At 38.7% G+C, this 22,107-nt stretch carries 19 protein-coding genes; 10 read left to right on the forward strand and 9 right to left on the reverse strand.

The genetic code is table 11. The features are described from left to right. Positions 1–90: 90 nt before the first annotated feature. From GQR54_RS13000 to GQR54_RS13015, 4 genes are all read right to left on the reverse strand, one after another. Positions 91–714 carry a 3'-5' exonuclease gene (locus GQR54_RS13000; protein ID WP_166378130.1) on the reverse strand — a complete coding sequence of 208 codons (624 nt, stop codon included), beginning with the start codon at positions 712–714 and terminating at the stop codon, positions 91–93. A gap of 15 nt (positions 715–729) precedes the next feature. Continuing rightward, entirely contained in the window at positions 730–2,568 is a 1,839-nt protein-coding gene (locus tag GQR54_RS13005; protein ID WP_166378132.1) for a DUF294 nucleotidyltransferase-like domain-containing protein, read from the reverse strand. Positions 2,569–2,693: 125 nt separating this feature from the next. Next, on the reverse strand, positions 2,694–4,418 hold the full coding sequence (locus tag GQR54_RS13010) for a sodium:solute symporter family protein (RefSeq protein WP_166378134.1): 1,725 nt from the start codon (positions 4,416–4,418) through the stop codon (positions 2,694–2,696). A 10-nt stretch (positions 4,419–4,428) separates the two neighbouring features. Further along, positions 4,429–4,692, reverse strand: a complete 264-nt coding sequence (locus GQR54_RS13015; RefSeq protein ID WP_007377498.1) for a DUF4212 domain-containing protein — start codon at positions 4,690–4,692, stop codon at positions 4,429–4,431. Positions 4,693–5,106: 414 nt separating this feature from the next. Between GQR54_RS13015 and GQR54_RS13020 the strand changes: the two genes are divergently transcribed. After that, complete coding sequence (locus GQR54_RS13020; protein WP_166378136.1) at positions 5,107–8,547, forward strand: PAS-domain containing protein; 3,441 nt, start codon at positions 5,107–5,109, stop codon at positions 8,545–8,547. Positions 8,548–8,696: 149 nt separating this feature from the next. Here the strand turns inward: GQR54_RS13020 and GQR54_RS13025 are convergent, their stop codons facing one another. After that, complete coding sequence (locus GQR54_RS13025; RefSeq protein WP_166378138.1) at positions 8,697–9,116, reverse strand: VOC family protein; 420 nt, start codon at positions 9,114–9,116, stop codon at positions 8,697–8,699. A 273-nt stretch (positions 9,117–9,389) separates the two neighbouring features. Here GQR54_RS13025 and GQR54_RS13030 point away from each other — a divergent pair, with 273 nt between their 5' ends. From GQR54_RS13030 to GQR54_RS13045, 4 genes are all read left to right on the forward strand, one after another. Next, the gene (locus GQR54_RS13030) at positions 9,390–9,695 is read left to right on the forward strand and encodes a hypothetical protein (protein ID WP_166378174.1); all 306 of its coding nucleotides are present in this window, start codon (positions 9,390–9,392) and stop codon (positions 9,693–9,695) included. Then, entirely contained in the window at positions 9,692–10,081 is a 390-nt protein-coding gene (locus GQR54_RS13035; protein WP_166378139.1) for a hypothetical protein, read from the forward strand. Before GQR54_RS13030 ends, GQR54_RS13035 begins: the two co-directional genes overlap by 4 nt. A 168-nt stretch (positions 10,082–10,249) precedes the next feature. Next, positions 10,250–10,732 (forward strand): DUF3015 domain-containing protein, encoded by a 483-nt coding sequence (locus GQR54_RS13040; RefSeq protein ID WP_024589733.1) that lies wholly within the window; start codon positions 10,250–10,252, stop codon positions 10,730–10,732. Positions 10,733–10,811: 79 nt separating this feature from the next. Next, positions 10,812–12,650, forward strand: coding sequence for a DUF4105 domain-containing protein (locus GQR54_RS13045; protein ID WP_166378141.1), 1,839 nt, complete (start codon positions 10,812–10,814; stop codon positions 12,648–12,650). An 11-nt stretch (positions 12,651–12,661) separates the two neighbouring features. Here the strand turns inward: GQR54_RS13045 and GQR54_RS13050 are convergent, their stop codons facing one another. Both GQR54_RS13050 and GQR54_RS13055 read right to left on the reverse strand, forming a co-directional pair. Then, the gene (locus tag GQR54_RS13050) at positions 12,662–13,483 is read right to left on the reverse strand and encodes a sterol desaturase family protein (RefSeq protein WP_166378143.1); all 822 of its coding nucleotides are present in this window, start codon (positions 13,481–13,483) and stop codon (positions 12,662–12,664) included. After that, a complete protein-coding gene (locus GQR54_RS13055) occupies positions 13,480–13,926 on the reverse strand; it encodes an SRPBCC family protein (RefSeq protein WP_121955073.1) in 447 nt (148 codons plus the stop codon). The genes GQR54_RS13050 and GQR54_RS13055 overlap by 4 nt, the downstream gene beginning before the upstream one ends. Before the next feature lie 97 nt (positions 13,927–14,023). Between GQR54_RS13055 and GQR54_RS13060 the strand changes: the two genes are divergently transcribed. Beyond that, positions 14,024–15,022 carry an AraC family transcriptional regulator gene (locus GQR54_RS13060; protein WP_166378145.1) on the forward strand — a complete coding sequence of 333 codons (999 nt, stop codon included), beginning with the start codon at positions 14,024–14,026 and terminating at the stop codon, positions 15,020–15,022. A 17-nt stretch (positions 15,023–15,039) separates the two neighbouring features. On the opposite strand, the gene GQR54_RS13065 is transcribed toward GQR54_RS13060, so the two are convergent. Further along, on the reverse strand, positions 15,040–16,227 hold the full coding sequence (locus GQR54_RS13065) for a GGDEF domain-containing protein (RefSeq protein WP_166378147.1): 1,188 nt from the start codon (positions 16,225–16,227) through the stop codon (positions 15,040–15,042). A gap of 630 nt (positions 16,228–16,857) precedes the next feature. Here GQR54_RS13065 and GQR54_RS13070 point away from each other — a divergent pair. Beyond that, positions 16,858–17,955, forward strand: coding sequence for a polysaccharide lyase family 7 protein (locus GQR54_RS13070; protein ID WP_166378148.1), 1,098 nt, complete (start codon positions 16,858–16,860; stop codon positions 17,953–17,955). Here the strand turns inward: GQR54_RS13070 and GQR54_RS13075 are convergent, their stop codons facing one another. Beyond that, positions 17,956–18,357, reverse strand: a complete 402-nt coding sequence (locus GQR54_RS13075; protein WP_024589726.1) for an NUDIX hydrolase — start codon at positions 18,355–18,357, stop codon at positions 17,956–17,958. Positions 18,358–18,543: 186 nt separating this feature from the next. Between GQR54_RS13075 and GQR54_RS13080 the strand changes: the two genes are divergently transcribed. The 3 genes from GQR54_RS13080 (at position 18,544) to GQR54_RS13090 (ending at position 21,949) form a co-directional block, all read left to right on the forward strand. Next, positions 18,544–20,427 (forward strand): propionyl-CoA synthetase, encoded by a 1,884-nt coding sequence (locus GQR54_RS13080; RefSeq protein WP_166378150.1) that lies wholly within the window; start codon positions 18,544–18,546, stop codon positions 20,425–20,427. A 215-nt stretch (positions 20,428–20,642) separates the two neighbouring features. After that, entirely contained in the window at positions 20,643–21,500 is an 858-nt protein-coding gene (locus GQR54_RS13085) for an MBL fold metallo-hydrolase (protein WP_166378152.1), read from the forward strand. A 215-nt stretch (positions 21,501–21,715) separates the two neighbouring features. Beyond that, positions 21,716–21,949, forward strand: coding sequence for a hypothetical protein (locus GQR54_RS13090; protein WP_166378154.1), 234 nt, complete (start codon positions 21,716–21,718; stop codon positions 21,947–21,949). Positions 21,950–22,107: the final 158 nt, after the last annotated feature.

The raw sequence follows: 22,107 nt of genomic DNA on the forward strand, positions 1-22,107 counted from the left end.
ATAGTTATACGGACAACAATAAAAGTAAACTGTCCTTTACTGTAGGCGGGAGTTTATCTCGCGCGGCATAAAGCCCCGCCTACAGCCAATCTACGTCAACTCGGCTACTTTTAACTCTTTGCCACGGCTTATTTGATGGCACTGGGCTAGCAGTAACTCGGCGGTGGCTTGTGCATCGGTCAGTGCATGATGGCAATGATAGCTTGGTAACTCATAACGTGTGCGGCATGTATTAAGGGTTAAATCGTCTTGTTTTATTTCAGTTGAATGATGGAGTAAGCGCTTTTGTTCAATATGGAGTGTGTCGATTATAAGTTTAGGACGTATAGTTATATTGGCATTTTTAAGCCCTATTTTTAAAAACCCCCAATCGAGCATGGCATTATGAAACACTAAAATACAGTCGCTAAAATGGCAGCTCAATTGCGTTAATATACTGCACAAGCTCTGTCCTTTTGTTATAGCATCATCGCTAATTCCATGAAAAACAGGACTTTGCTCAAGGCTTTTTACGTCTTTATTTATAATGTGCTGTGACTCGCTCATTTTTATACATTGGTTATCTATTATCACCCACGCTACCGATACAATTTCGTGCTGCTTTGCATCAAGCCCAGTGAGCTCTAAATCAATCACCAAATAACGTTGTTGTAAGGCATTTTTACCTAGTAATTTACGGCGCTTTAAATACCGAGTGAGCAGCTTTTTTACCATGTTAGTAATCCATCATTATAAACTGCCGCGAGCAAACTTAAACGCGGCGGCTTGCTGCGCTTGTTTAACAAGGTAAAACGCTTCTTTTAGTTGATGGCGCTCTAGTGAGTTTAATTTATTAGGGTTAATGCAATTACTCGGTAAGCCCTCTTCGTTTATTTGTGTACTCAAACGAAGCTGCGTTAAGAACCGCCAGCAGTCTTTTAGGTTGTATATATCTTCTTTGCTGATCAGTTTATGTTTTAGTAGTGCATCCAACCGCTCTTGTGTGTTGGCGCGCCTAATACCCGCTTTTAAAGCGTATAACCGCACTATGTCATTTATAATTACGACACCACGTTTTTTTAAATCTATGTATTTATTATTTTGATCTGTTTTTTCGGTTTTAAATTTATTAAATAAACCAATTGGCACGCTGTTGCTGCTTATGTCGGTTGCCATTGCGGCATAGAATAAGTCGTTACGCGATATACGAATTAATTGCTCGCAAAAAGCGGTATATAAAGCATTTGAACCTTCAATAAATCGCAGGTCAAAAAATATCTTACAGTTAAGCATTGCATTCGGTGTGGGGCTTTTTATCCATTTAAAAAAGCGCTCGCTCCAATCGTTTACGCTCATTCGGCACTCATCACTGCTTGCCATAATATTACCTGGGCAACGCCTAATGCCGCACTCAACTAAATTCTCACATACAAACTCCCCCATACTTTTAAAGTAAGCGTGTTGCTCGGTGGTTAAGTCGTTAGGGAGTAACAAGCCGTTGTCTTGATCTGAATGCAGGGTTTGTTCTTCGCGTGCTTGCGAGCCAAAGCAAATAAAACTAAAGCTGGTTGGCGCTGCGCCATGCTCTTCTTGAAATAAGTGAATCAGGCGCGATGTAAGCGCATCGGTTAAACCACTGAGTAATTTACCAATTAGCGATATGTCGTCAATGTTGTACGAAAAACCACGCAAAAGTTCGGGAATTTCTTTAGCGTAGCGTTTTAAATCAGTAACAGTATGCGCTTTATATATGCGCCCAATAAGCTGTACGGGGTCGCTTTTTTGTTGGCGTAGTAAATCGGTGCTGGTTATCATCCCTATCGGGTTGTGACTTTCGTCAAGCACAGGCAAATGATGAATATTATATTTAAGCATTAAGTGCAGCGCTGAAAACACCCGGTTATTTTCAAATATAAACTTGGGCTTGGCGGTCATAATACTGCTTACTGCATCTTGTGGATCTACCTCGTCGGCAAGTACTCGATTACGTAAATCGCGGTCTGTTACCACCCCTACTAAGTGCGCGTGCTGCGTTATCATTATTGACGACACGCCATGCTCTTTCATTTTTTTAGCGCTTTGCCTAATACTTGCATCGGGCGTAAGCGTAATGGCGGTGCGGGTCATCAGCTCTGATATTTTACGCTCAGACCAACTATCGTTTTTACTTTTATAATGCGATGACAACAACCGGTTAGCATGAGCGCGTACAAAGTATTGCTCAAACAATTTATATTCTCTGCGTAAAAAATCAAAGTGCGTTTGAGAGAGCATATACACAATGCCCTCTTTTTGTACTTCTAACCTATTTTGAATTGCCTCGCCGGTTAACAGCGACGGAAAACCAAAATAATCACCTTGCGCCAAGCGTGTAACAACATCGCCCTTGCCATCAACTAGGTCATACAAACCAGAGCGAATTAAAAACAGTTTAGGGTTTTCACTTTGTAACCACTGAGTTTGGTTTTCGCGGGTGAGGTAAATAATATCAAGATGATTTACAAAATATTCGTATGCGCTGCTATCAAGCAGTGTAAAAGGCGCTTGCAGACAAACGTATTGGGCTATTTCTTGTTGTTCTACACTCATTGTATTCGCTCTTTAAATGATGATGTACCAATCTAATGTACTTATTTATTAAACAAATAAAAAGCCCGACTAAAGTCGGGCTTTTGGTGCTTTATGTTTTGTAAACTATATCTATAAATTGTAGCCTAGTGGTCGTGTGCTTCTGCAGACCCTTTAGGGTTACGAATGCTTTCAACCATTTCTTGAATTTCAACCGGTGTAGGTTTAGTAAACTTAAGAACAATTGCAGCTACTCCAAAGTTAATAATCATACCAATTAAGCCAATACCTTCAGGCGAAATACCTAAGAACCAGTTTTCAGGGCTGTTTAGCTCTGGGCTAACAAACTTGAAGAAGATGATATACGCAGCGGTAAAGCCAATACCCGTTACCATGCCTGCAATTGCGCCTTCGCGGTTCATTGTTTTAGAGAATATACCCATAATAATTGCTGGGAAGAAACTCGCTGCCGCCAAGCCGAATGCAAATGCCACTACCGATGCCACAAACCCAGGCGGGTTAATACCAAAGTACGCGGAGATAACAATAGCGACCATGGCTGCCAACCTCGCTGCAAGTAACTCTTGCTTGTCGGTAATATCGGGCTTGAGGGTTCGCTTGAGTAAATCGTGCGAAACGGAGGTCGAAATAACCAGTAGTAAACCTGCTGTTGTAGAAAGTGCAGCGGCAATACCACCAGCAGCTACAAGTGCAATTACCCATGCTGGTAAGTTAGCAATCTCTGGATTAGCTAATACCATAATGTCGCGGTCTACGTTTACTTCGTTAGCACTGTTCGGATCGGTGATTTTACCCGCCGTGTAGAACATTTTGCCATCGCCGTTTTTATCATTAAATGTAATTAAACCTGTGCGTTCCCAGTTTTTAATCCATCCTGGTGCTTCTGCGTAAGCTGTACCGCTACCGTCTTTACCATTAATAGTATCAACCATGTTTACGCGAGCAAAAGCTGCAACTGCAGGTGCTGTAGTATAAACAATCGCGATGAACACAAGTGTCCATGCTGCAGAAATACGCGTGTCTTTTACGCGAGGCACAGTGAAAAAGCGAACAATTACATGTGGTAAACCAGCAGTACCTACCATTAACGCGCCAGTAATAGCGAACACGTCTATCATGCTCTTAGAGCCTTCGGTATATTGCGCAAAACCAAGTTCAGCGCTTAAGCCGTCTAATTTATCAAGTACGTACACGCCGTCGCTGCCAATTAATGTGGCACCAAAACCGGTTTGTGGGAAGAAGTGACCCGTCATCATCATCGAAATAAAAATAGCAGGTACAAGGTAGGCAAATACAAGTACACAATACTGCGCTACTTGTGTGTAGGTAATGCCTTTCATGCCGCCAAGTACCGCATAAAAGAATACAATCACCATACCAATGTAAACACCGGTTTCAATTTCTACTTCTAAAAAGCGTGAAAATACGACGCCTACACCACGCATTTGCCCTGCAATGTAAGTAAAACAAATGAATATGGCACATACAATTGCTACTAAACGCGCAGTGCGTGAATAGTAACGGTCGCCAATAAAGTCTGGCACAGTAAACTTGCCGAATTTACGTAAGTAAGGCGCTAAACACATGGCTAATAGTACATAACCACCTGTCCACCCCATTAAGTAAACACTGCCATCGTAACCTGCAAACGAAATAATACCCGCCATTGAAATAAACGACGCGGCGCTCATCCAATCGGCAGCCGTTGCCATACCATTAGCAAGAGGAGGTACGCCGCCGCCTGCTACATAAAACTCTTTAGTTGAACCCGCACGGGCCCAAATTGCTATGCCGATATAAAGCGCAAAGCTTAAACCAACAATTATAAACGTGAGTGTTTGAACATCCATTGCTTAGCTCCTATTCGTCTACGCCGTATTTTTTATCTAACGTATTCATTTTGAAAACGTACACAAAAATCAAAGCAACAAAGGTATAAATCGCGCCTTGCTGGGCGAACCAGAAGCCAAGTTTAAACCCAAAAAAACGTACTTCATTAAGTACATCAACCAGTAATATGCCAAAGCCGAAAGACACGATAAACCACACTGCTAACAGTTTAAATAACAGCGAAATGTTTTCTGCCCAATAAGCTTTTGCTTGTTCTTCATCTTTAAAAGCCATTTTTGTTTTCCCCTTTAAGCACCGCAATATCGCGATGAGTGGTTTTTTATCTTCGCTTACCAATTTAGCAACGCTGGTTACATATTGAATTGAGACCATAGTCGTAACAGCCTGTTAACGTTTACGTAAACTGTATTTATCATTCAAACGTATTTTATACATTTTCATTTTATTTCAATTGGTTAGCTTAATTTTTTGAATTGGCTTTACTATTAAATTGGTAAGTTGATTATTAATGCGACATTAGTCTAATGCTTGAGATGATTTTATTTTTGTTATTAATATTCAATAAGATAGAAATAAAATGAAAGTTTTATTTTAAATTCAAGCCTCACACTTAACCTCAGTTCTGGTATTGTGTTAATCCCTCATAGGGTTGAGGGACTATTTAAAATAATAAGGTTTAATAACAACATGACTGCCGTACTCATTATTGTTGCTTTAAGTTATATAGGTATGCTGTTTTGGCTCGCCAATTGGGGCGATAAAACAACCCCTTTGGCAAAGCGTATTAGCCATCACCCTTTTGTGTATTCACTCTCACTTGGGATTTACTGTACCTCTTGGACTTACTACGGCTCAGTGGGTACAGCCGCTACCAGCAGTTGGAGTTATTTGCCAATATTATTGGGCCCTGCGCTGCTGTTTTTATTCGGCCAAGGGTTTTTACGTAAGCTGGTACTGGTAAGCAAAAAACAAAACATAACCACTATTGCTGACTTTATTTCAGCTCGTTACGGCAAACGCCAAACTACCGCGATTATGGTTACTGTAATCGCCTTACTGGCGACTATTCCCTACATTGCACTGCAATTAAAAGCGCTTAGTACCAGCTTTTTACTTTTGCAAAACAGTAATAAAATATCAGGCGATATGCTCGCGCTTTCTGCAACATTAATTATGGCCTTATTTGCAATATTTTTTGGTACCCGCAAAGTGGACGTAACAGAGTATCGCTCTGGGTTAATGCTTGCTGTCGCGTTTGAATCAATGATTAAACTTATTGCACTTATTGCTGTAGCAAGCCTTGCTGTTTACACCTTATTTAATATGCCAGAGCCTACTTCAAATAAAGTAACCGAGTCGATTTGGGCCCATTGGAGCGACTTTAACTTTTTTAGTTTTAACTTTATTGGCCAGTCTTTAATGGCTGCGGCCGCTATTATATGTTTACCACGCCAGTTTCATGTAACCGTGGTCGACAATCAAAACAAACGCCACTTACTTACCGCTCGCTGGGCTTTTCCGCTGTATTTACTATTAACTGCCGCAATGATTTTACCTATTGCGACTGCGGCAATTCATCCTGAAATTGGCAGCGGCTATTCGCCAGATAGCTTTGTACTTGCCCTACCGTTAATTAACGACAACGCCTTTTTAACCACCTTTGTATTTATAGGTGGACTATCGGCCGCCACCGCAATGATAGTGGTAGCAACACTGACGCTAAGCACGATGATTTCAAACGATGTGGTATTACCCCTAATGCTACGTCGTAAATTTAAACGCAACTTAATTACCACCAGTTATAAGTCTCGTATTTTGCTTGTAAGGCGCTTTGCTATTGCAGGCATATTAATTTTGGCCTATTTCTATCAGCAATGGTTTGGCCATAGCAGCGCACTGGCAAGTATGGGCTTAGTTGCTTTTTCACTTGTTACTCAATTATTACCCGCTATTGTGGGCGGTTTATACTGGCGAAAAGGCCATGCTTATGGGGTTTATGCAGGTTTAGTAGCGGGCTTTATTTGCTGGGTACTATTTTTAATGCTGCCAATACTCGATGCCGGAGCAACGCTTGATAGCGAGCTACAACAAACGCTTATAACGCGTGGAACCTTGATAGCTTTGTTTGCCAATATTGGGTGTTATATTAGTTTTTCACTTGGGGCTGAGGAGCGCTTAATTGATAAGATTCAGGCAGCTGCTTTTGTTAACCCTAAAGATCAGGCTATTTTATCAAGGCGCTTAAATAAAGACGTAAAAGCCACTGTTTACGACTTTAAAATACTACTGCAAACCTTTTTAGGTATTCAGCGCAGCCAACAAGTATTGGCGCATTACGCACTCGCCCATCACTTAAGCGATAACAACGCACACCCAGAGCCTGAATTTATAGCCTACTGCGAACGCGCGTTAACAGGCGTGCTTGGCGCATCTTCCGCACAAGCATTAATACATACGGTATCGTCGGGTAAGCGTATGGCGTTTGAAGAAGTTGTAAACTTTTTTGACGAAACCACACAAGCGCTGCAATTTAATCAAAATCTGTTATTTACCTCACTCGAAAATTTAAGCCATGGTATTTCAGTTGTCGATAAAGATTTAAAGCTAGTAGCTTGGAATAAACGCTACAGCGAAATGTTCGGCTACCCTGAAGGATTTTTAGAAGTAGGCCAACCCATAGAAGATATTATTAGATACAACGCTAATCGAGGTGAATGTGGCCCTGGCGAAATAGAACGCCAAGTAGAAAAACGTGTGCAGCATTTAAAATACGGCAGCTCGCATCACTTTATTCGCCACCGTCGTAATGGCCAAGTATACGAAATGATTGGTAATCCGCTGCCCGATGGCGGATTTGTTACCAGCTTTTCAGATATTACCAATCACATAAGTACGCAAAATGCGCTTGAAGAAGTAAACATGGATCTTGAAAACCGCATAGAAGCGCGAACTCAAGAAGTGCAAACCATTAATAGAGACTTACAAGCTCAAATAGATAGCCGTGTACAAACCGAGCAAGCACTTACTTTAGCAAAACGAGAAGCAGAGCAAGCCAACGACAGTAAAACGCGCTTTTTAGCACTGGCGAGCCACGACATTTTACAGCCGTTAAACGCAGCACGTTTATACCTTGCTGCCATTGACGAAAAGCAACTCGACAGCACTAACCAAAACAGCTTTGAAAAATTAGGCGACAGTCTCGATTCAACCGTGCACTTAATGTCGGCACTACTTGAAATAGCCAAGCTAGAACAAGGCGCTATGACCCCAACCCCTCGCCACTTTTATATTGAAGATATTTTAGCGCCACTGCAAAGTGAATACGCTATTTTATCAAGTGATAAAGGCCTTAAGCTTAGTGTGCGTTCACACCAGCAAATTGTGCACAGCGATATAACCTATTTACGCCGAATTATTCAAAACTTGGTCTCTAATGCAGTTAAATACACCGATAATGGCCGTGTATTAATTGCTTGTAGAAACCGTAAACACAATTTACGAATAGAAGTATGGGATACAGGCCCTGGTATTAGCGAAGTAGAGCAAGCTAAAATATTTAACGACTTTTACCGTGTTGAGTCGGGCGATAACAAAGGCGTAGGCTTAGGATTAGGTGTTGTAAAACGTATGGCTGATTTATTAAGTTTGCCGCTTGATGTGCATTCTGAGCCTAATAAAGGTAGCCGTTTTAGTATTGAAGTACCTTATGGAGACGAGCAGTTTGTACAACAAAAAAGTACTACAAACAGCTTAATAGAAAACCGTGCAGCAATTAATATTGTTGCCGTAGACGACGACCCTGAAAACCTAGCAGCAATGGCAAGCTTACTTAAAAAGTGGCAAGCTAATTACACACTATTTGATAATGTAAATAATGTACTGGCGCACGCTAAAGAAAACGGTGCACCCGATGTTATTTTAATGGACTATCAATTAGGTAGTGATTGCGATGGGATAACGCTAATTAAAACCCTGCGCGAAATTTGGCAAAGCCAAGTACCCGCTATTTTAATTACCGCAGTGCGCGACACCGAGCTTAAACAAGAAACCAAAGCCGCTAATATTCATTATTTAAGTAAGCCAATTAAGCCTGGCAAACTAAAATCACTACTTAACCACAGTACTTAATTTCAGTAGCTGGCTTTAACAGGCATATAAAAGTAGGCTCTAACAATTGTTAGGGCCTACTTTAAAAAGTTTGAAATGTCGAACAACGATCGAAAACAATCAACATTACTCAATAAGGTGGCTTTTTAGCCTTATGAGCAAAGTAATATTTATACTTTTTTAAATAAAACGTCAGGGTTTACCATTGTTTTCATTTCAAGCACATTGCCATTTGGATCTTCAATAAAAAACGTTTCTTGTTCAAACTCATCACCAATAAAACGACGGTATGGTTTATCTAGGTATTCAATACCCGCATCTTCAATACGTTTTTTTAACCCGTTAAATTCATCTTCAGATAAGTGAATCCCAAAGTGAGGTACTGCTACAGCTCCCATATCTACATCATGGCGAACTGTTGGTAGGCGCTCAACGCTTTGGTGTAAGGTAAGTTCATTACCCCAAAAATCTATATCTACCCAGCGACCTTCTTCACTGTTGCCCGTTTTACAGCCTAGTACGTCACAATAAAACGCTTTAGCCACTTTTAAATTGCCAGCCGGAATAGCCAGATGTAAACAGTTAGACATAAATAACCCTTGGTTAACACTTTAATACATTAAATTATCGCCATTATACATAACTTGTGATTTATAGAACATTAACAGCGGCACTATTAAGCATATTTAATACCTAAAAGCCGTTTAAAAAACACGTTTTTAAAGTTTGTAATTACTTATAACATTTATTTGTTAGAGAGTATTAGAAAGCGCAAAAGGATTAGTTTAAAATGCGCCGCTATGATTAAATTCTTATTTTTAAAATTCATCACTTTCTTTTTAGGCTTTGTAGCTTGCTTTGCTATGCACACTACTTTTGCATTACCTTTAGTGATTTCTGCTGCGCTAACGGGGCTTATTGGCTCGTTTATTCCTTTTCCTGCACATTATAAAAACCATCCGTATGCTGCAATTTATGCTGGTAGCTTTGCAGGTATGTGTTCAACTCATTTAATTACCAGTTACTGGGAAATTGCTATTATTTCGCTTATTGGCTCAAGTTTGTATGTGCTTACTATTAATATGTTTACAGGTTTTGGTGGCAAGCTTGGCAGTGTAGCTTTTGCAAGCGTGGCACTTTTTGTATTAGCCAAAGGAATTGTATTATGAGTATTGAATATCCATTACTTGTACTGCTTGGAGCTTTTTTAACATTTTATTTAGCTAAACATAGCCGCTTTGATGGTATAAGAGCATCATCTTCACTGTCTATTATTGCTTATTTAATTTTTAGCGCCTTAAATTTAAACCCCGATTTATACGCAATTGTATTTTTTGGCGGCACATTCATAGGTATGAGCGCCCCACATCGATTTGGTATTTATACTGTAGCAAGCTCATCTATTTTGTTTTCAGTATTATTTGAATTCCTTGTACCAAAACTTGACGGTTATGGCGGTGCATTGGGTATTAGTGCGTTTTTATCTGTATGCATTTGCCATACTTGTATTTTATTAGGCGCCCCAAGAAGTAAAAAACCGCCACCAGTTCAATAAAAAGTGAAATTAGGCTAATTTTCATCCTGACATTAACTTTAATATATTTAAAAATTAGAGTGTAAAATATTCATATTTTAGCCTGTTCCTTTTCTCTGCAAGTCTGCTAAAATCTTCCGTGAACTTTATTTACTCTAAATAAAGACAATCATATACGGATTTATGAAAATGAAAAAACTAATCGCAGTAGCAGCTCTATCTTTACTTCCTTTCTCAAACGCAATGGCTGACCAAGATATTGGTTGTGGTCTTGGTTCTATGTTATTTGCTGGTCAGCAAGGTAAAGGCGTTAAAATTTTAGGCGCTACAACAAATGGTACATCTGGTAACCAAACTTTTGGTATCACTTTTGGTACTCTTGGTTGTGATGGTACTGGTACAGTAACTTCTTCAGAAAAAATCGCTTTATTCATTGACGGTAACATGGAGCAACTTGCTCGTGATATGTCAAAAGGTGAAGGCGAAACTTTAGCTACTCTAGCTGAAGCTTGGGGTGTTGCAGATCAAGATAAAGCAGCGTTCAATAAGCTTGCTCAAGCACAGTTTTCTTCAGTATTTACTTCTGAAAACGTGACTTCACAAACAGTTTTAGAAAACCTAAACACTGTTCTTGCAAGTAACGCACAACTTGCTTCTTATACTCTTTCTTAATCAGCTAAATTAGCCGGTTTTATACGTATAAATAAAGCCGCTGGAGTATTTCTCTAGCGGCTTTTGTAATTTAGTGATTATGAAAAAAATATTATTTGGTTTACTGCTCGCACTTTTTAGTACTTACTCAAACGCTCAAAGTATTGAAACAAATACATTAGCAACACACCCTTACTGGCTTAAATTAGGTCACTACCGCTTGGCCACATTAGGTGATTGGAAAAGTGAAGTAGACAGTGCTGAGTTTTTTTTATCTCCTTCAGGTAAAACAAGCCCATATGACGAACTAAAAGCCACTATAGCCGCATTTAGTGGTAAAAATACTCACCCAAAAACAGCACAATATCGTTGTCAGTTTCCTGCACGTTATAAATGGCTAAAAACAAAAGTTAAAAATAACTGGCCCGAACTTAATTGCCCAGAACTACAGGCGTGGCAAAAAATAATAAACCCTAAAGGGGTTACGTTAGTTTTTCCAACTGCATTTATGAATAGCCCATCATCAATGTTTGGCCACACTTTACTTCGTATTGATGCAAAAGATCAGACTCGCCATAAAGAGTTGCTCGCATTCGCCGTTAATTTTGCAGCAGAGCCAGACGGCTCAGATAACGCAGCTATGTATGCACTAAAAGGCTTGATTGGCAGCTACCCAGGTAAGTTTTCGCTTATGCCGTACTATAAAAAAGTACGCGAATATAATGATTTAGAATCTCGTGATATTTGGGAATACAAACTTAATTTATCAGAGCTACAGGTAGAGCTTATTTTATTGCACTTGTGGGAGCTACAATTAGCTACATTCGATTACTTTTTTATTGATGAAAACTGCTCTTACCAATTACTTGCATTATTACAACTTGCACAAGAGGACCTTGATTTAACATCGTCATTTAATATGCAAGCTATTCCATCAGATACCGTTGCAGTACTAAGAAATAACAACTTATTACAAACACCTAATTACCGCCCTGCTTTTGGCACTAAGCTATACCATTACTCTACTCAAATGACTGACGAACAACTTGATGATGCAAGAGAGTTAATGCAAGGTGGCTCTCTCAATACTCGTAATTACTCACAGTCGCAATTAGTCGCTATATTAGAAATGGCGTATGAATGGTTAAATTTTGAATTTTACGATAAAGCATTAAATCGTAAAGAAATTGCCCCGCGACTAACTAAGCTACTCCTAATGCGCAGCAAATATAATGTAGCTTCGCCATTTACTAAGCCAAACCGCCCTATTGCTTCCCCAGAGCAAGGTCATGGTTCTTCTAAAGTATCGCTAGGTAGGGTACAAAATAATAACCAAGCAAACCTTACAAATTTTGGTTATAGGCTTGCGTATCATGACTTACTAGATAGGCCTGAAGGTTTTATAGCGGGTGCACAAATTAGTTTTTTTGATTTGGAAGCCGCTATTACTGACGAAGGAAATGCAGATATTGAACATTTTTACTTATTAGATGCTATGTCGCTTGCACCCGATAACCGCGTATTTGATAGCTGGTCGTGGAACTTTAAAATGGGCTTTGACCGACAACCAAGTGACAATAAACGTTTAGGCCGCTTTTTTACAAAAGGAGGTTATGGTAAATCTTATGGCGATCCTAATAATGTACACGGCTATATTCTTGGTCAATTTGAGCTAAATACAGGCGATATAACCGACCAACTTAGTACAGGAATAGGCAGCGAAGCCGGTGTAATTTGGCAAATAAACAATAACCATAAACTCGCTTTAACTGGCAATATATTATGGCTAACTGATAACGCAGCAAGTAAGCACAGCGAAATAGCTATAACATGGAATTACGCTGTTTCTCGCAATGTATCGCTGCGCAGCAAAGTACAGCATGCTCAATGGCATAGCCATAATTCATCAATGAGTTTAGCTATGCAGTTTTACTTTTAACTTTCTCAATATTATTTATATTTAATGCTACTTGTAGGGTAGCCAAATAGCACTCTACATTTAGCTTTTATTCCCGATGCCTTATAAACACTTTTCAATAAGTGCTCCCACTGATGAAACGTAATAACGACTGGGTTATTGCTATTAAGCTGCCCTATAATGCCGTATTTACAAGGCTTTGATTTATCTTCTTCTACAAAGGTGCCAAATAACTTATCCCAAATAATAAGTACACCAGCAAAGTTTTTATCAAGGTAGCCTGCATTTATTGCGTGATGAACTCGATGATGCGAAGGCGTATTAAATACTTTTTCAAACCAGCCTAACTTACCCACTATTTGAGTATGTACAAAAAATTGATACGCTAAATTTAATGCAACCACGCTAAATACTGTTAGCGGTTCAAATCCAATTAAAATCATAGGTAGCCAAAACACCCACATACCGGCTACGGGGTACATTAAGCTTTGCCTAAATGCGGTGGTGAAATTCATTTTAGTTGAGCTGTGGTGAACCACATGCGCGGCCCACAGCCAATGAACATGATGCGATGCTTTATGAAACCAATAATATAAAAAATCTTGTAGTAAAAATGCAAATGCAATACTTAACACACTCACTTCAATATCAAACAATCTATAGTCATACAACCAATTAAATAAAGGCATTAACAGCAGTAACACAATAGCATCTGCGCCTTGGTGTAATAGCGCTAACACTGTATTTGCTAGGCTATCTTTTATGTCGTAATAGCACTTAAACTTAATAAACTCACAGCAAACAAATATCAAAAATAACGGGCTAAGAGCGAGCAAAATAATTTCTGAGTTCATACTTTACCCGCCAAAAAATAATTATTTAAATTGTTTAACGCTTGGGTTATATCTTTTGTAATAACATATTTAAGTAATGCATTTGGCATCCACCATGGAGCTGAGCAGCTTATGCAATAGTTAAGTTCGGTAACTAAAGTATTGATGTCTTTATTTGCACTGAGGTATATGTCGCCTCGATGATTAGCTACTGGTTTATCGCCTACTATTTGGTAACTGATCTGATTTTGATCGGCACTGATTATTTGCTCTGAAAAAGTTATTTTACCTATTTTCACTTGCCTAACAGATCCTTTTCCGCCTTCTATTTGCCCTTCGTCTTGTGCTTGTAGCAGCGTAAATTTGGCATTAAAAAATCGATGCAACTGTTGATGATCCAATAGTGTGCTTATTATTTGCTTTGGCTGTGCATTAAGCGTTTGTTTAATTGTTATAAGTATCATTTTTACAGCAAGAGGTTATTAGGCATTCAACTAGCATATAAAAATTTAACGTGGCAAACTTGCTAATACACGACTATTTTTTAGCTTTAGATGACAAATGCACACATTAGCTGATCATTACTTTTCAAGTATTCTTGATTACTTACAAGCGCAAGGCATTAGTACTAAAACGGCTTTGCACGCTATTAGCTTTGACGAATTTAGTAATCAGCGTACCCATCAATTAGCGCCGCGTATTAGTTTAAATAGTTACAATGCCTTATTAGTTTATGGCAAAAAAACACTTAACGATCCTCTTTTTGGTTTTACCCTAGGTCAGCAAATTCGCACTGCTGACTACGGCGTTTTAGGTTACTTAATTGAATCAAGCGATAACTTAAGCAGTGCCATTAAAGCATTGTTAAGCTACGACAGCTTGGTGGCTGATATTGGTAAAGCCAAGTTTGAACTAAATACTGATACAGCAACTATTCGTTGGGTTGCTCACCAAAGTTGTAATGAGCATGTTGTTTTACGAAACATGACCGCGTGGGTAAGTGTTATTCGCCAGTTAATAAATTTAACGCTTTCGCCAAGTAGTATTAGTTTCACTTATAATTGGTTGCCATCGCAAAGGCGCGCCCTTGAATCATGGTTTAAATGCCCTGTAAAAAGCAGTGCTGAATATAATCAAATTAGCTTTCCGAGCGATTATTTGACGCTGCCCTTTAAAACCGATAACGCCATTATTAATTCTACTTTTAAGCAATTGTCAGAGCAGCAACTCTCTAACTTTAAAAGCCAGCAGTGTATTGACGATAAAGTTAATCAGTTACTTACAGCTAAAACTACTTTGCAAAACTGCAACCTAATAGGCATAGCTGATGCGCTTAATTTAACACCCCGAACGCTACAACGACGCTTAAAACAGCAAGATTTAACCTTTGTTCAGTTACTTGAAAAAGAACGAAAAAAACGTGCAGATACTTTAATAGGCAATATACCTTTAATAGAACTGACAGATATCTTAGGCTTTCAAGATCAAAGTTCGTTTAATCGTGCTTTTTATCGATGGTATGGCCATTCTCCGAGTAAATATTTAAATGAAAAAACTTAATATTTAAGTGACTTAAGTTATTTGCTTACATTATTACGGCCATTTTTCTTAGCTCTATATAAAGCTAAATCAGCATTTTTTAAGGCTTGATCAAAAGTTTGCTTAGGCTCTCTTTGTGCTACACCGATAGAAACAGTAACATTAACTGTTTTATAGTCACTGGGCTTTTTTGATTTTCTGGAATTTTTGTCAGTCCGTTTAGGATTTCGTATAACCATGTCATAGGTTGCAATACTTTCCCTCAAGGCATCTAATTCAGGGATTGCTTGCTCTATAGATTTACGAGGAAATACTACCGTAAACTCCTCTCCCCCATAGCGATAAATTTTACCACCACCTTTTACACCTGCCATTTTTGCTGCAACTAATTTTAGTACTTGATCACCAATGTCATGTCCGTAAGTATCATTGAACTTTTTAAAATGATCGATATCAAGCATAGCAACTGTGTATTTTCTTCCTAAAGACAATGCGAGTTGGTTTAAAGCTCGACGTGTAGGAAGGCTCGTTAAATCGTCTCTGTATGCTAAATAATATGAATCTGTACTTACCGCCAACAAATATATAGATGACATGGCAACCGCAATAACAGACCAAGGTAATGTAATTACATGAAGTTGATTTAAATACCAAACAACAAAAGTTACTAGTAATATCGTTTGTGTTAAGTCATGATTTCGTAAGCTTCGCCATAATAATACAATTCCAATTACTCTTAATGGCAAAAAAATTGGGATATATGGCGTTATCTGTTTCCATGTTTCAGTGTTAGGAAATAACTCTATAAAACTACCACTTACTTTAAGCCAAGCAAACGTAATCCCACCACAAAAAACAATAAGTACGACACGAGTAAGGGTGTGTACTGAGAAGATAGCCCTATCTTTCATGAATGCAAGCAGCAGTAATAAACTTGCTCCGCATAAAAGTAGCCACTGGGAGTTACCAACCAACCATTTAGACCACGTAAAAGTAGAGTGCTCACTTATTAAATATAGTCCCCATAATAAACACAAAATAGCAATGCGACTTCGATTAAACTGAGTTGCAAATACAGCTGTAATAATAAGTAAGGGAAATACTAAATAATTTATAATTGTTAGTTTGTCTTGCCATAAAGCCTCAAAGTGTATTAAACCAAAAAAAAGACCTGAAATACCAAGAGCGCTTAAAAAAGTAGACTTAATCCCTTTAAAATCCAACAACTGAAACTCCAACAACACTAACCGAAAAATAGATACATTATTGTATTGATATGAATATTTTTTTCTACTTTTATATTAAACTAAAAACAAAAACACATACTTTAGGATTTGATTTTGAAGAAAAAATTATGATATTTCTAAATTTTATTAAGAGTAATTTCATACTTAGTTTAAATTTCGAACATGGCCCGGTTTTCTCTACGCACTCATAAAATAAAAAATGACGGGCCGTTCACATAACCCAATAAACTATAAGCGCCAATTAGCAGCATTAGCTACTTGCAAAAACTTCAATATTAGTTATTCACGGCAGTGACTATTTAATTACTTTTATTAACTCTAAAAGCAAACTACAAAACTAAAAACAACCCAAGGAACAAGCTATATCTTTGTTCCTAAGCTCACGCTAAACATGAGTAAGTGGATAGCCAAGCATGTAAAAACTCATACCGAAAACACTTTCATAAAAACCGTAAAACAACACACCAAGAAAATTGGTATAACAAAAATACAATTAAAAAATAATTAAAATCACTAATTGGTAAGTTTTAATTGTTAAATTGGTATGCTAGATTGAGATTGAGCGATGCCAGAACCGTACAATTTTTACTTCATCACACAGAGACAATAATGACAAAAAATACATCTAAATTTAAACTTACGGCTCTAGCCGTTATCACGCCTTTATTTTTTACAGCTTGTACAAGTACTCCAAGTAATAATCAGCAAAGCAATGCGCCAGTACCTGCAACTAAATTTGATTTATCTCACTGGAAAATAAATGTACCAGTAGATTTAAACAACGACGGTAAAATTGATGAAATAGATGTAGCAGAAATTCAGACTTACGCACATCCTGATTTTTTCTATCTTGATGAAAAAGGCTACATGGTATTTACCTCCCCTAATAAAGCACTTACAAGCGCTAACTCTACCAATACCCGTAGCGAATTGAGACAAATGATCCGGGGATCAAATACTAAAATTAAAACAAATAACCCGGGTAATAACTTTGCGTTGACTGCTCATCCTTTAGCTGAAAAGTTTGGTGCTGAAGGCGGAAAAATGCAGGCTACATTAAAAGTAGACCATGTTGCATTAAGAGCTAAAAACTCAGATAGAGATGCTGCATTTTCTGTTGTAGTTGGGCAAATACATGCAGAAAAGAACAAAGCTCTTGTCGCAGAAAATTCTGGATTTGGCTGGGGTAATGAACCACTTAAAATATACTATAAGAAATGGCCAAACCATAAAACAGGCTCTGTATTTTGGAACTACGAGCGAAACTTACCAAAAGCAGATCCTGACCGTACAGACATTGCTTACCCTGTATGGGGTAACACATGGGAAAATCCTAATGAACCTGGTTCTGAAGGTATTGCGTTAGGTGAAGATTTTAGCTACACAGTAAATGTATATAAAAATACAATGTATCTAACGTTCACTGCAGAAGGTAAGCCAGACGTAAATTACTCGATAAATCTTGCTAATAACGTTGATGCTTATGGCAAAGTAGACAAAAAAGATCATCCCCTTGGTTATGCTGGTGATTCTAATTACTTCAAAGCCGGTGCATACAATCAATGTAGTACCAAAGACGCCCCAGGTCGTTGGTATGCCGCATGTTTAGGTACTGGCGATTGGACTACAGATAAACAAAATGGCGATTACGCTCAAGTAAGCTTTAGTAAACTAGAATTAAGCCCAGCGACTAAGCCAACAAAATAACTAGGCTAGTACAGCCTCAGATAAGTAATTTTTTAGTGATGTAAACAGTGGCGTTGGTAGATTATTAATATCGCACCAGCGCCACTTTAAACATTTATTAGGCTCTTTAAGTTCAGGCTCTCCGCCTTCAAAGTCAGCTTTTACATACAACGTAATATAGTGTTTGTTCTCTGCTGTAAAAATATCATTGGTAAAATCAAGCTTAGTAATTTTACTTACCTTTAAACCTGTTTCTTCAAACACTTCTCGTATTGCACATTGCTCAACACTTTCACCAAACTCTAAATGTCCACCAGGTGTTGCCCATGTATTAGCACCATGCGCGCCAATGCGCTCACCTAGTAAAATTGTGTTTTGATGCTTTATGATAACCGCAACCCCTACTCTTACTACGTTACTCATATCGTGTTTTCTCTTGTTTTTACTGCCCGCCATGCTGAACCACACGCTTTGTATTGTCAATTTTGTATTTTTAAAACCAGTGTATTGATTAACTTTTAGCCGACCAAGGTCGAATAGCTTGCTTGCTAAAAAAAGCCTACATTTTGTAAGGTCTCTCACACACAAATTTAGTTTCAGGAGCCTTACATGTCAGGCGAATATCAACAGCAATATAATGCCTTTAAGCAAAACCCAGCCCAATTTTGGCTCGAACAAAGTAAAAATATTCCGTGGTACAAAGCTCCCACAAAAGCATACACACAAGACGACGATGGGCTTTCCCATTGGTTTAGCGACGGGCAATTAAACACCAGTTTTTTAGCACTAGACCAACACGTTATTGCCGGATTTGGCGAGCAAACTGCACTTATTTACGACTCTCCAGTCACTAATACAAAGCAAACTTATAGCTACTCACAACTACAACAAGAAGTTGCTAAATTTGCAGGCGTAATACAATCGTTAGGTGTTACAAAAGGCGATCGCGTTGTTATTTATATGCCAATGATCCCACAAGCGGTTATTGGTATGTTGGCGTGTGCTCGCCTTGGTGCTATTCATTCTGTGGTATTTGGTGGGTTTGCTGCACACGAATTAGCTGTACGCATTGATGATGCCAAGCCCAAGCTTATACTTAGCGCCTCATGCGGTGTTGAAGTAAACAGCGTTATTGAATACAAACCACTTATTGATAACGCAATAGACTTAGCTACGCACAAAGTAGAACACTGCGTTATTTATCAGCGTCCACAAGTAACCGCCACTCTTAAGCCTAAACGAGACATAGATTGGACTCAGGCAATGCAAACAGCTGCAATCGCAGATCCGGTGCCTGTAAATGGTAACGATCCGCTTTATATTTTATATACCTCAGGCACGACAGGCACACCCAAAGGCGTAGTGCGCGAAAATGGTGGTCACGCAGTGGCAATGCAGTACAGCATGGCAACCGTTTATGGTATGAAGCCCGGCGACGTATTTTGGGCAGCGTCTGACATTGGCTGGGTAGTTGGGCACTCTTATATAGTTTACGCGCCGCTAATGTATCGCTGCGCGACCGTATTATATGAAGGTAAACCGGTTAAAACCCCCGACGCCAGTGCATTTTGGCGCGTGGTTGAAGAATATAAAGTAAATGCATTATTTAGTGCCCCCACCGCCTTTAGAGCAATTAAAAAAGAAGATCCAAATGCCGATGGTTTTAATCAATACGATACCTCAAGCTTAAAACGTTTATTTTTAGCTGGCGAGCGGTTAGATCCTCCCACTTATGAGTGGCTTAAAGAAAAAACCAAACTGCCAGTGCTCGATCATTGGTGGCAAACCGAAACTGGCTGGGCTATTGCTTGTAACCCTGTAGGGCTTGAGTACTTAGCAACAAAACCTGGCAGCTCTACCGTGCCTACTCCAGGTTTTGACGTGCGAATATTAGATATGGATGGCAATGAATGCGCAGCTAACGAGCAAGGCGCCGTGGTAATTAAACTGCCACTTCCACCGGGTTGCCTACCAACAATTTGGCAAGATACCCCGCGCTTTAAAGCAAGCTACCTAAATGAATACGAAGGTTATTATTTATCTGGCGATGGTGGTTATATTGATGAAGACGGCTACCTATTTATTATGGGCAGAACCGACGACGTTATAAATGTAGCAGGGCATAGGCTTTCTACTGGCGAAATGGAAGAGATAGTAGCCGCGCACCCTGCTGTTGCCGAATGCGCTGTTTTTGGTGTGAACGATCCCCTAAAAGGGCAACTCCCTATGGGAATGATCGTGCTCAAAAATGATTTTATAGGCTCAAGTACCGACGTAGAGCAAGCGCTTGTTTTAAGTGTTCGTAATCAAATTGGCGCGATTGCGTGTCTTAAAAATATAGTTAGCGTAGATAGGTTGCCCAAAACCCGCTCGGGTAAAATACTGCGTAAAAATTTACGTCAACTAGTTGATGGCGAAGAGCTACAAATACCTTCAACCATAGATGATGCAAGTATCTTTGAAGAAATAAACCAACAACTAACACAAAGATAAACCCAACCAACCTATCTAAAGCCATTTTTATAATGGCTTTTTATTTCATCCTCATATTTGATCCTTTTACTTAGGTTTAGGCTTAGGTTTAAGTTTTAAGTTTTAAGTTTTAAGTTTTAAGTTTTAATTTAACTAGCAACTGAAATTTTTTACAGCTTTATGCTTTCTTCTTTTAATAGCGTTATTAATTTAATCAATTTTAAAAGGAATGGTGTATGCCCCGCTTGCTACAAAAACTATTAACTACAGCCTTATTATTTATAGGCTTTGCCACACAAGCCTATGAAATAGAAGACTTAGGGGACGGCTTACACCGCTTTATAGACGACAGACACCGCTCAGTATTTTTAATCACTCCTGAGGGCGCAATTGTTACCGACCCACTTAATAAAAAAGCCGCCACCTGGTTAAGTGAGCAAATTAAAACCCGCTTTAACGTACCGGTAAAGTATGTAATTTATAGCCATAATCACAGCGATCATATTTACGGCGCTGAGGTATTTAAAAGCCCGCACACCACGTTTGTAGCGCATAAACTCGCTGCGCAAGATATTAAAAACACAAAAATGAAAACGGTAATGCCCAGCCTTGCTTTTGATGACGAGCTACTACTTACTCTTGGTGATTCAACAGTAAAGCTTAACTACCATGGTCCAAACGATGGTCGTGGTTCGGTTAGTATATTATTCGAAAAGCAAAAAACGTTGTTTGTGGTTGATTGGATTGTTATTGGTAGAATGCCGTGGCAAAAACTGTGGAGTTACGATATTCAAGGCATGATTAACTCAACCCAAGCGGTATTCAAATACGACTTTAATACTTTTGTAGGCGGACATGCCGATATGGGTAATAAAGCCGATGTAGCACGTTACTTAAGTTATTTAGAGCTTTTGTATAGCCAAGTAACAGCAGGCGTTTTAGCCGGTAATACGCTTGACGAAATTAAACAAAATGTAAAATTAGACCAATTTAGTGACTTTAAACAGTTTGATGCATGGTTACCACTTAACATAGAAGGCGTGTACGAGCGTTTAATGGAAGAGTCTGGTATGGGTTGGCGCAGCGATTTATAAGCTTGAACTCAGCGGACTAAGCTATGAGCTCTAAACTCAATATTATAAGCATTGGTATTGGCGTATTTAACGCAGTACCAATGTACCTATTAATTAGTTAAATGATATCAAAAGCCATATAAACCACCTTTACAATATCCTTACGTTTGCTTACAGCACTATACAAAAAAAAGTTTATCCTAGGCTTTGTATTAAGCTACATAGGACTAATAAACATGAACTTATCTTTAAAAATAGTTTTAGTAATGACGACCGCGCTTATTATGAGCGGCTGCACTGTATATCAACATGGTCCCAGTGCGCATAAACCACATAAAAAAGCAGTTAAAGTAGTTACGCCTGTTTTAGTAACTGAGCACAACTCTCCAAACATTATTATCGTAAAAGCCAAGCCCACAAAACAAGCCTGCACTAAACACGATGATCATTGGCATTGTAAGGCTCGTTAACAGATACTTTGCTAAATAAATCACTAAGTTTCTATATTCTCAGCGTTAAATTAAATATTTTTGAATATAAAAAACCGCGCTAAAGCTTTTTTAAAAGTGCCTTAGTGCGGTTTTTATATTTCAAATCCAAGTAACCTAAACTCTGGATAATAAATCTA

The organism is Pseudoalteromonas sp. Z9A4, assembly GCF_011378845.1.
Classification (GTDB): Bacteria; Pseudomonadota; Gammaproteobacteria; order Enterobacterales; family Alteromonadaceae; genus Pseudoalteromonas; species Pseudoalteromonas arctica.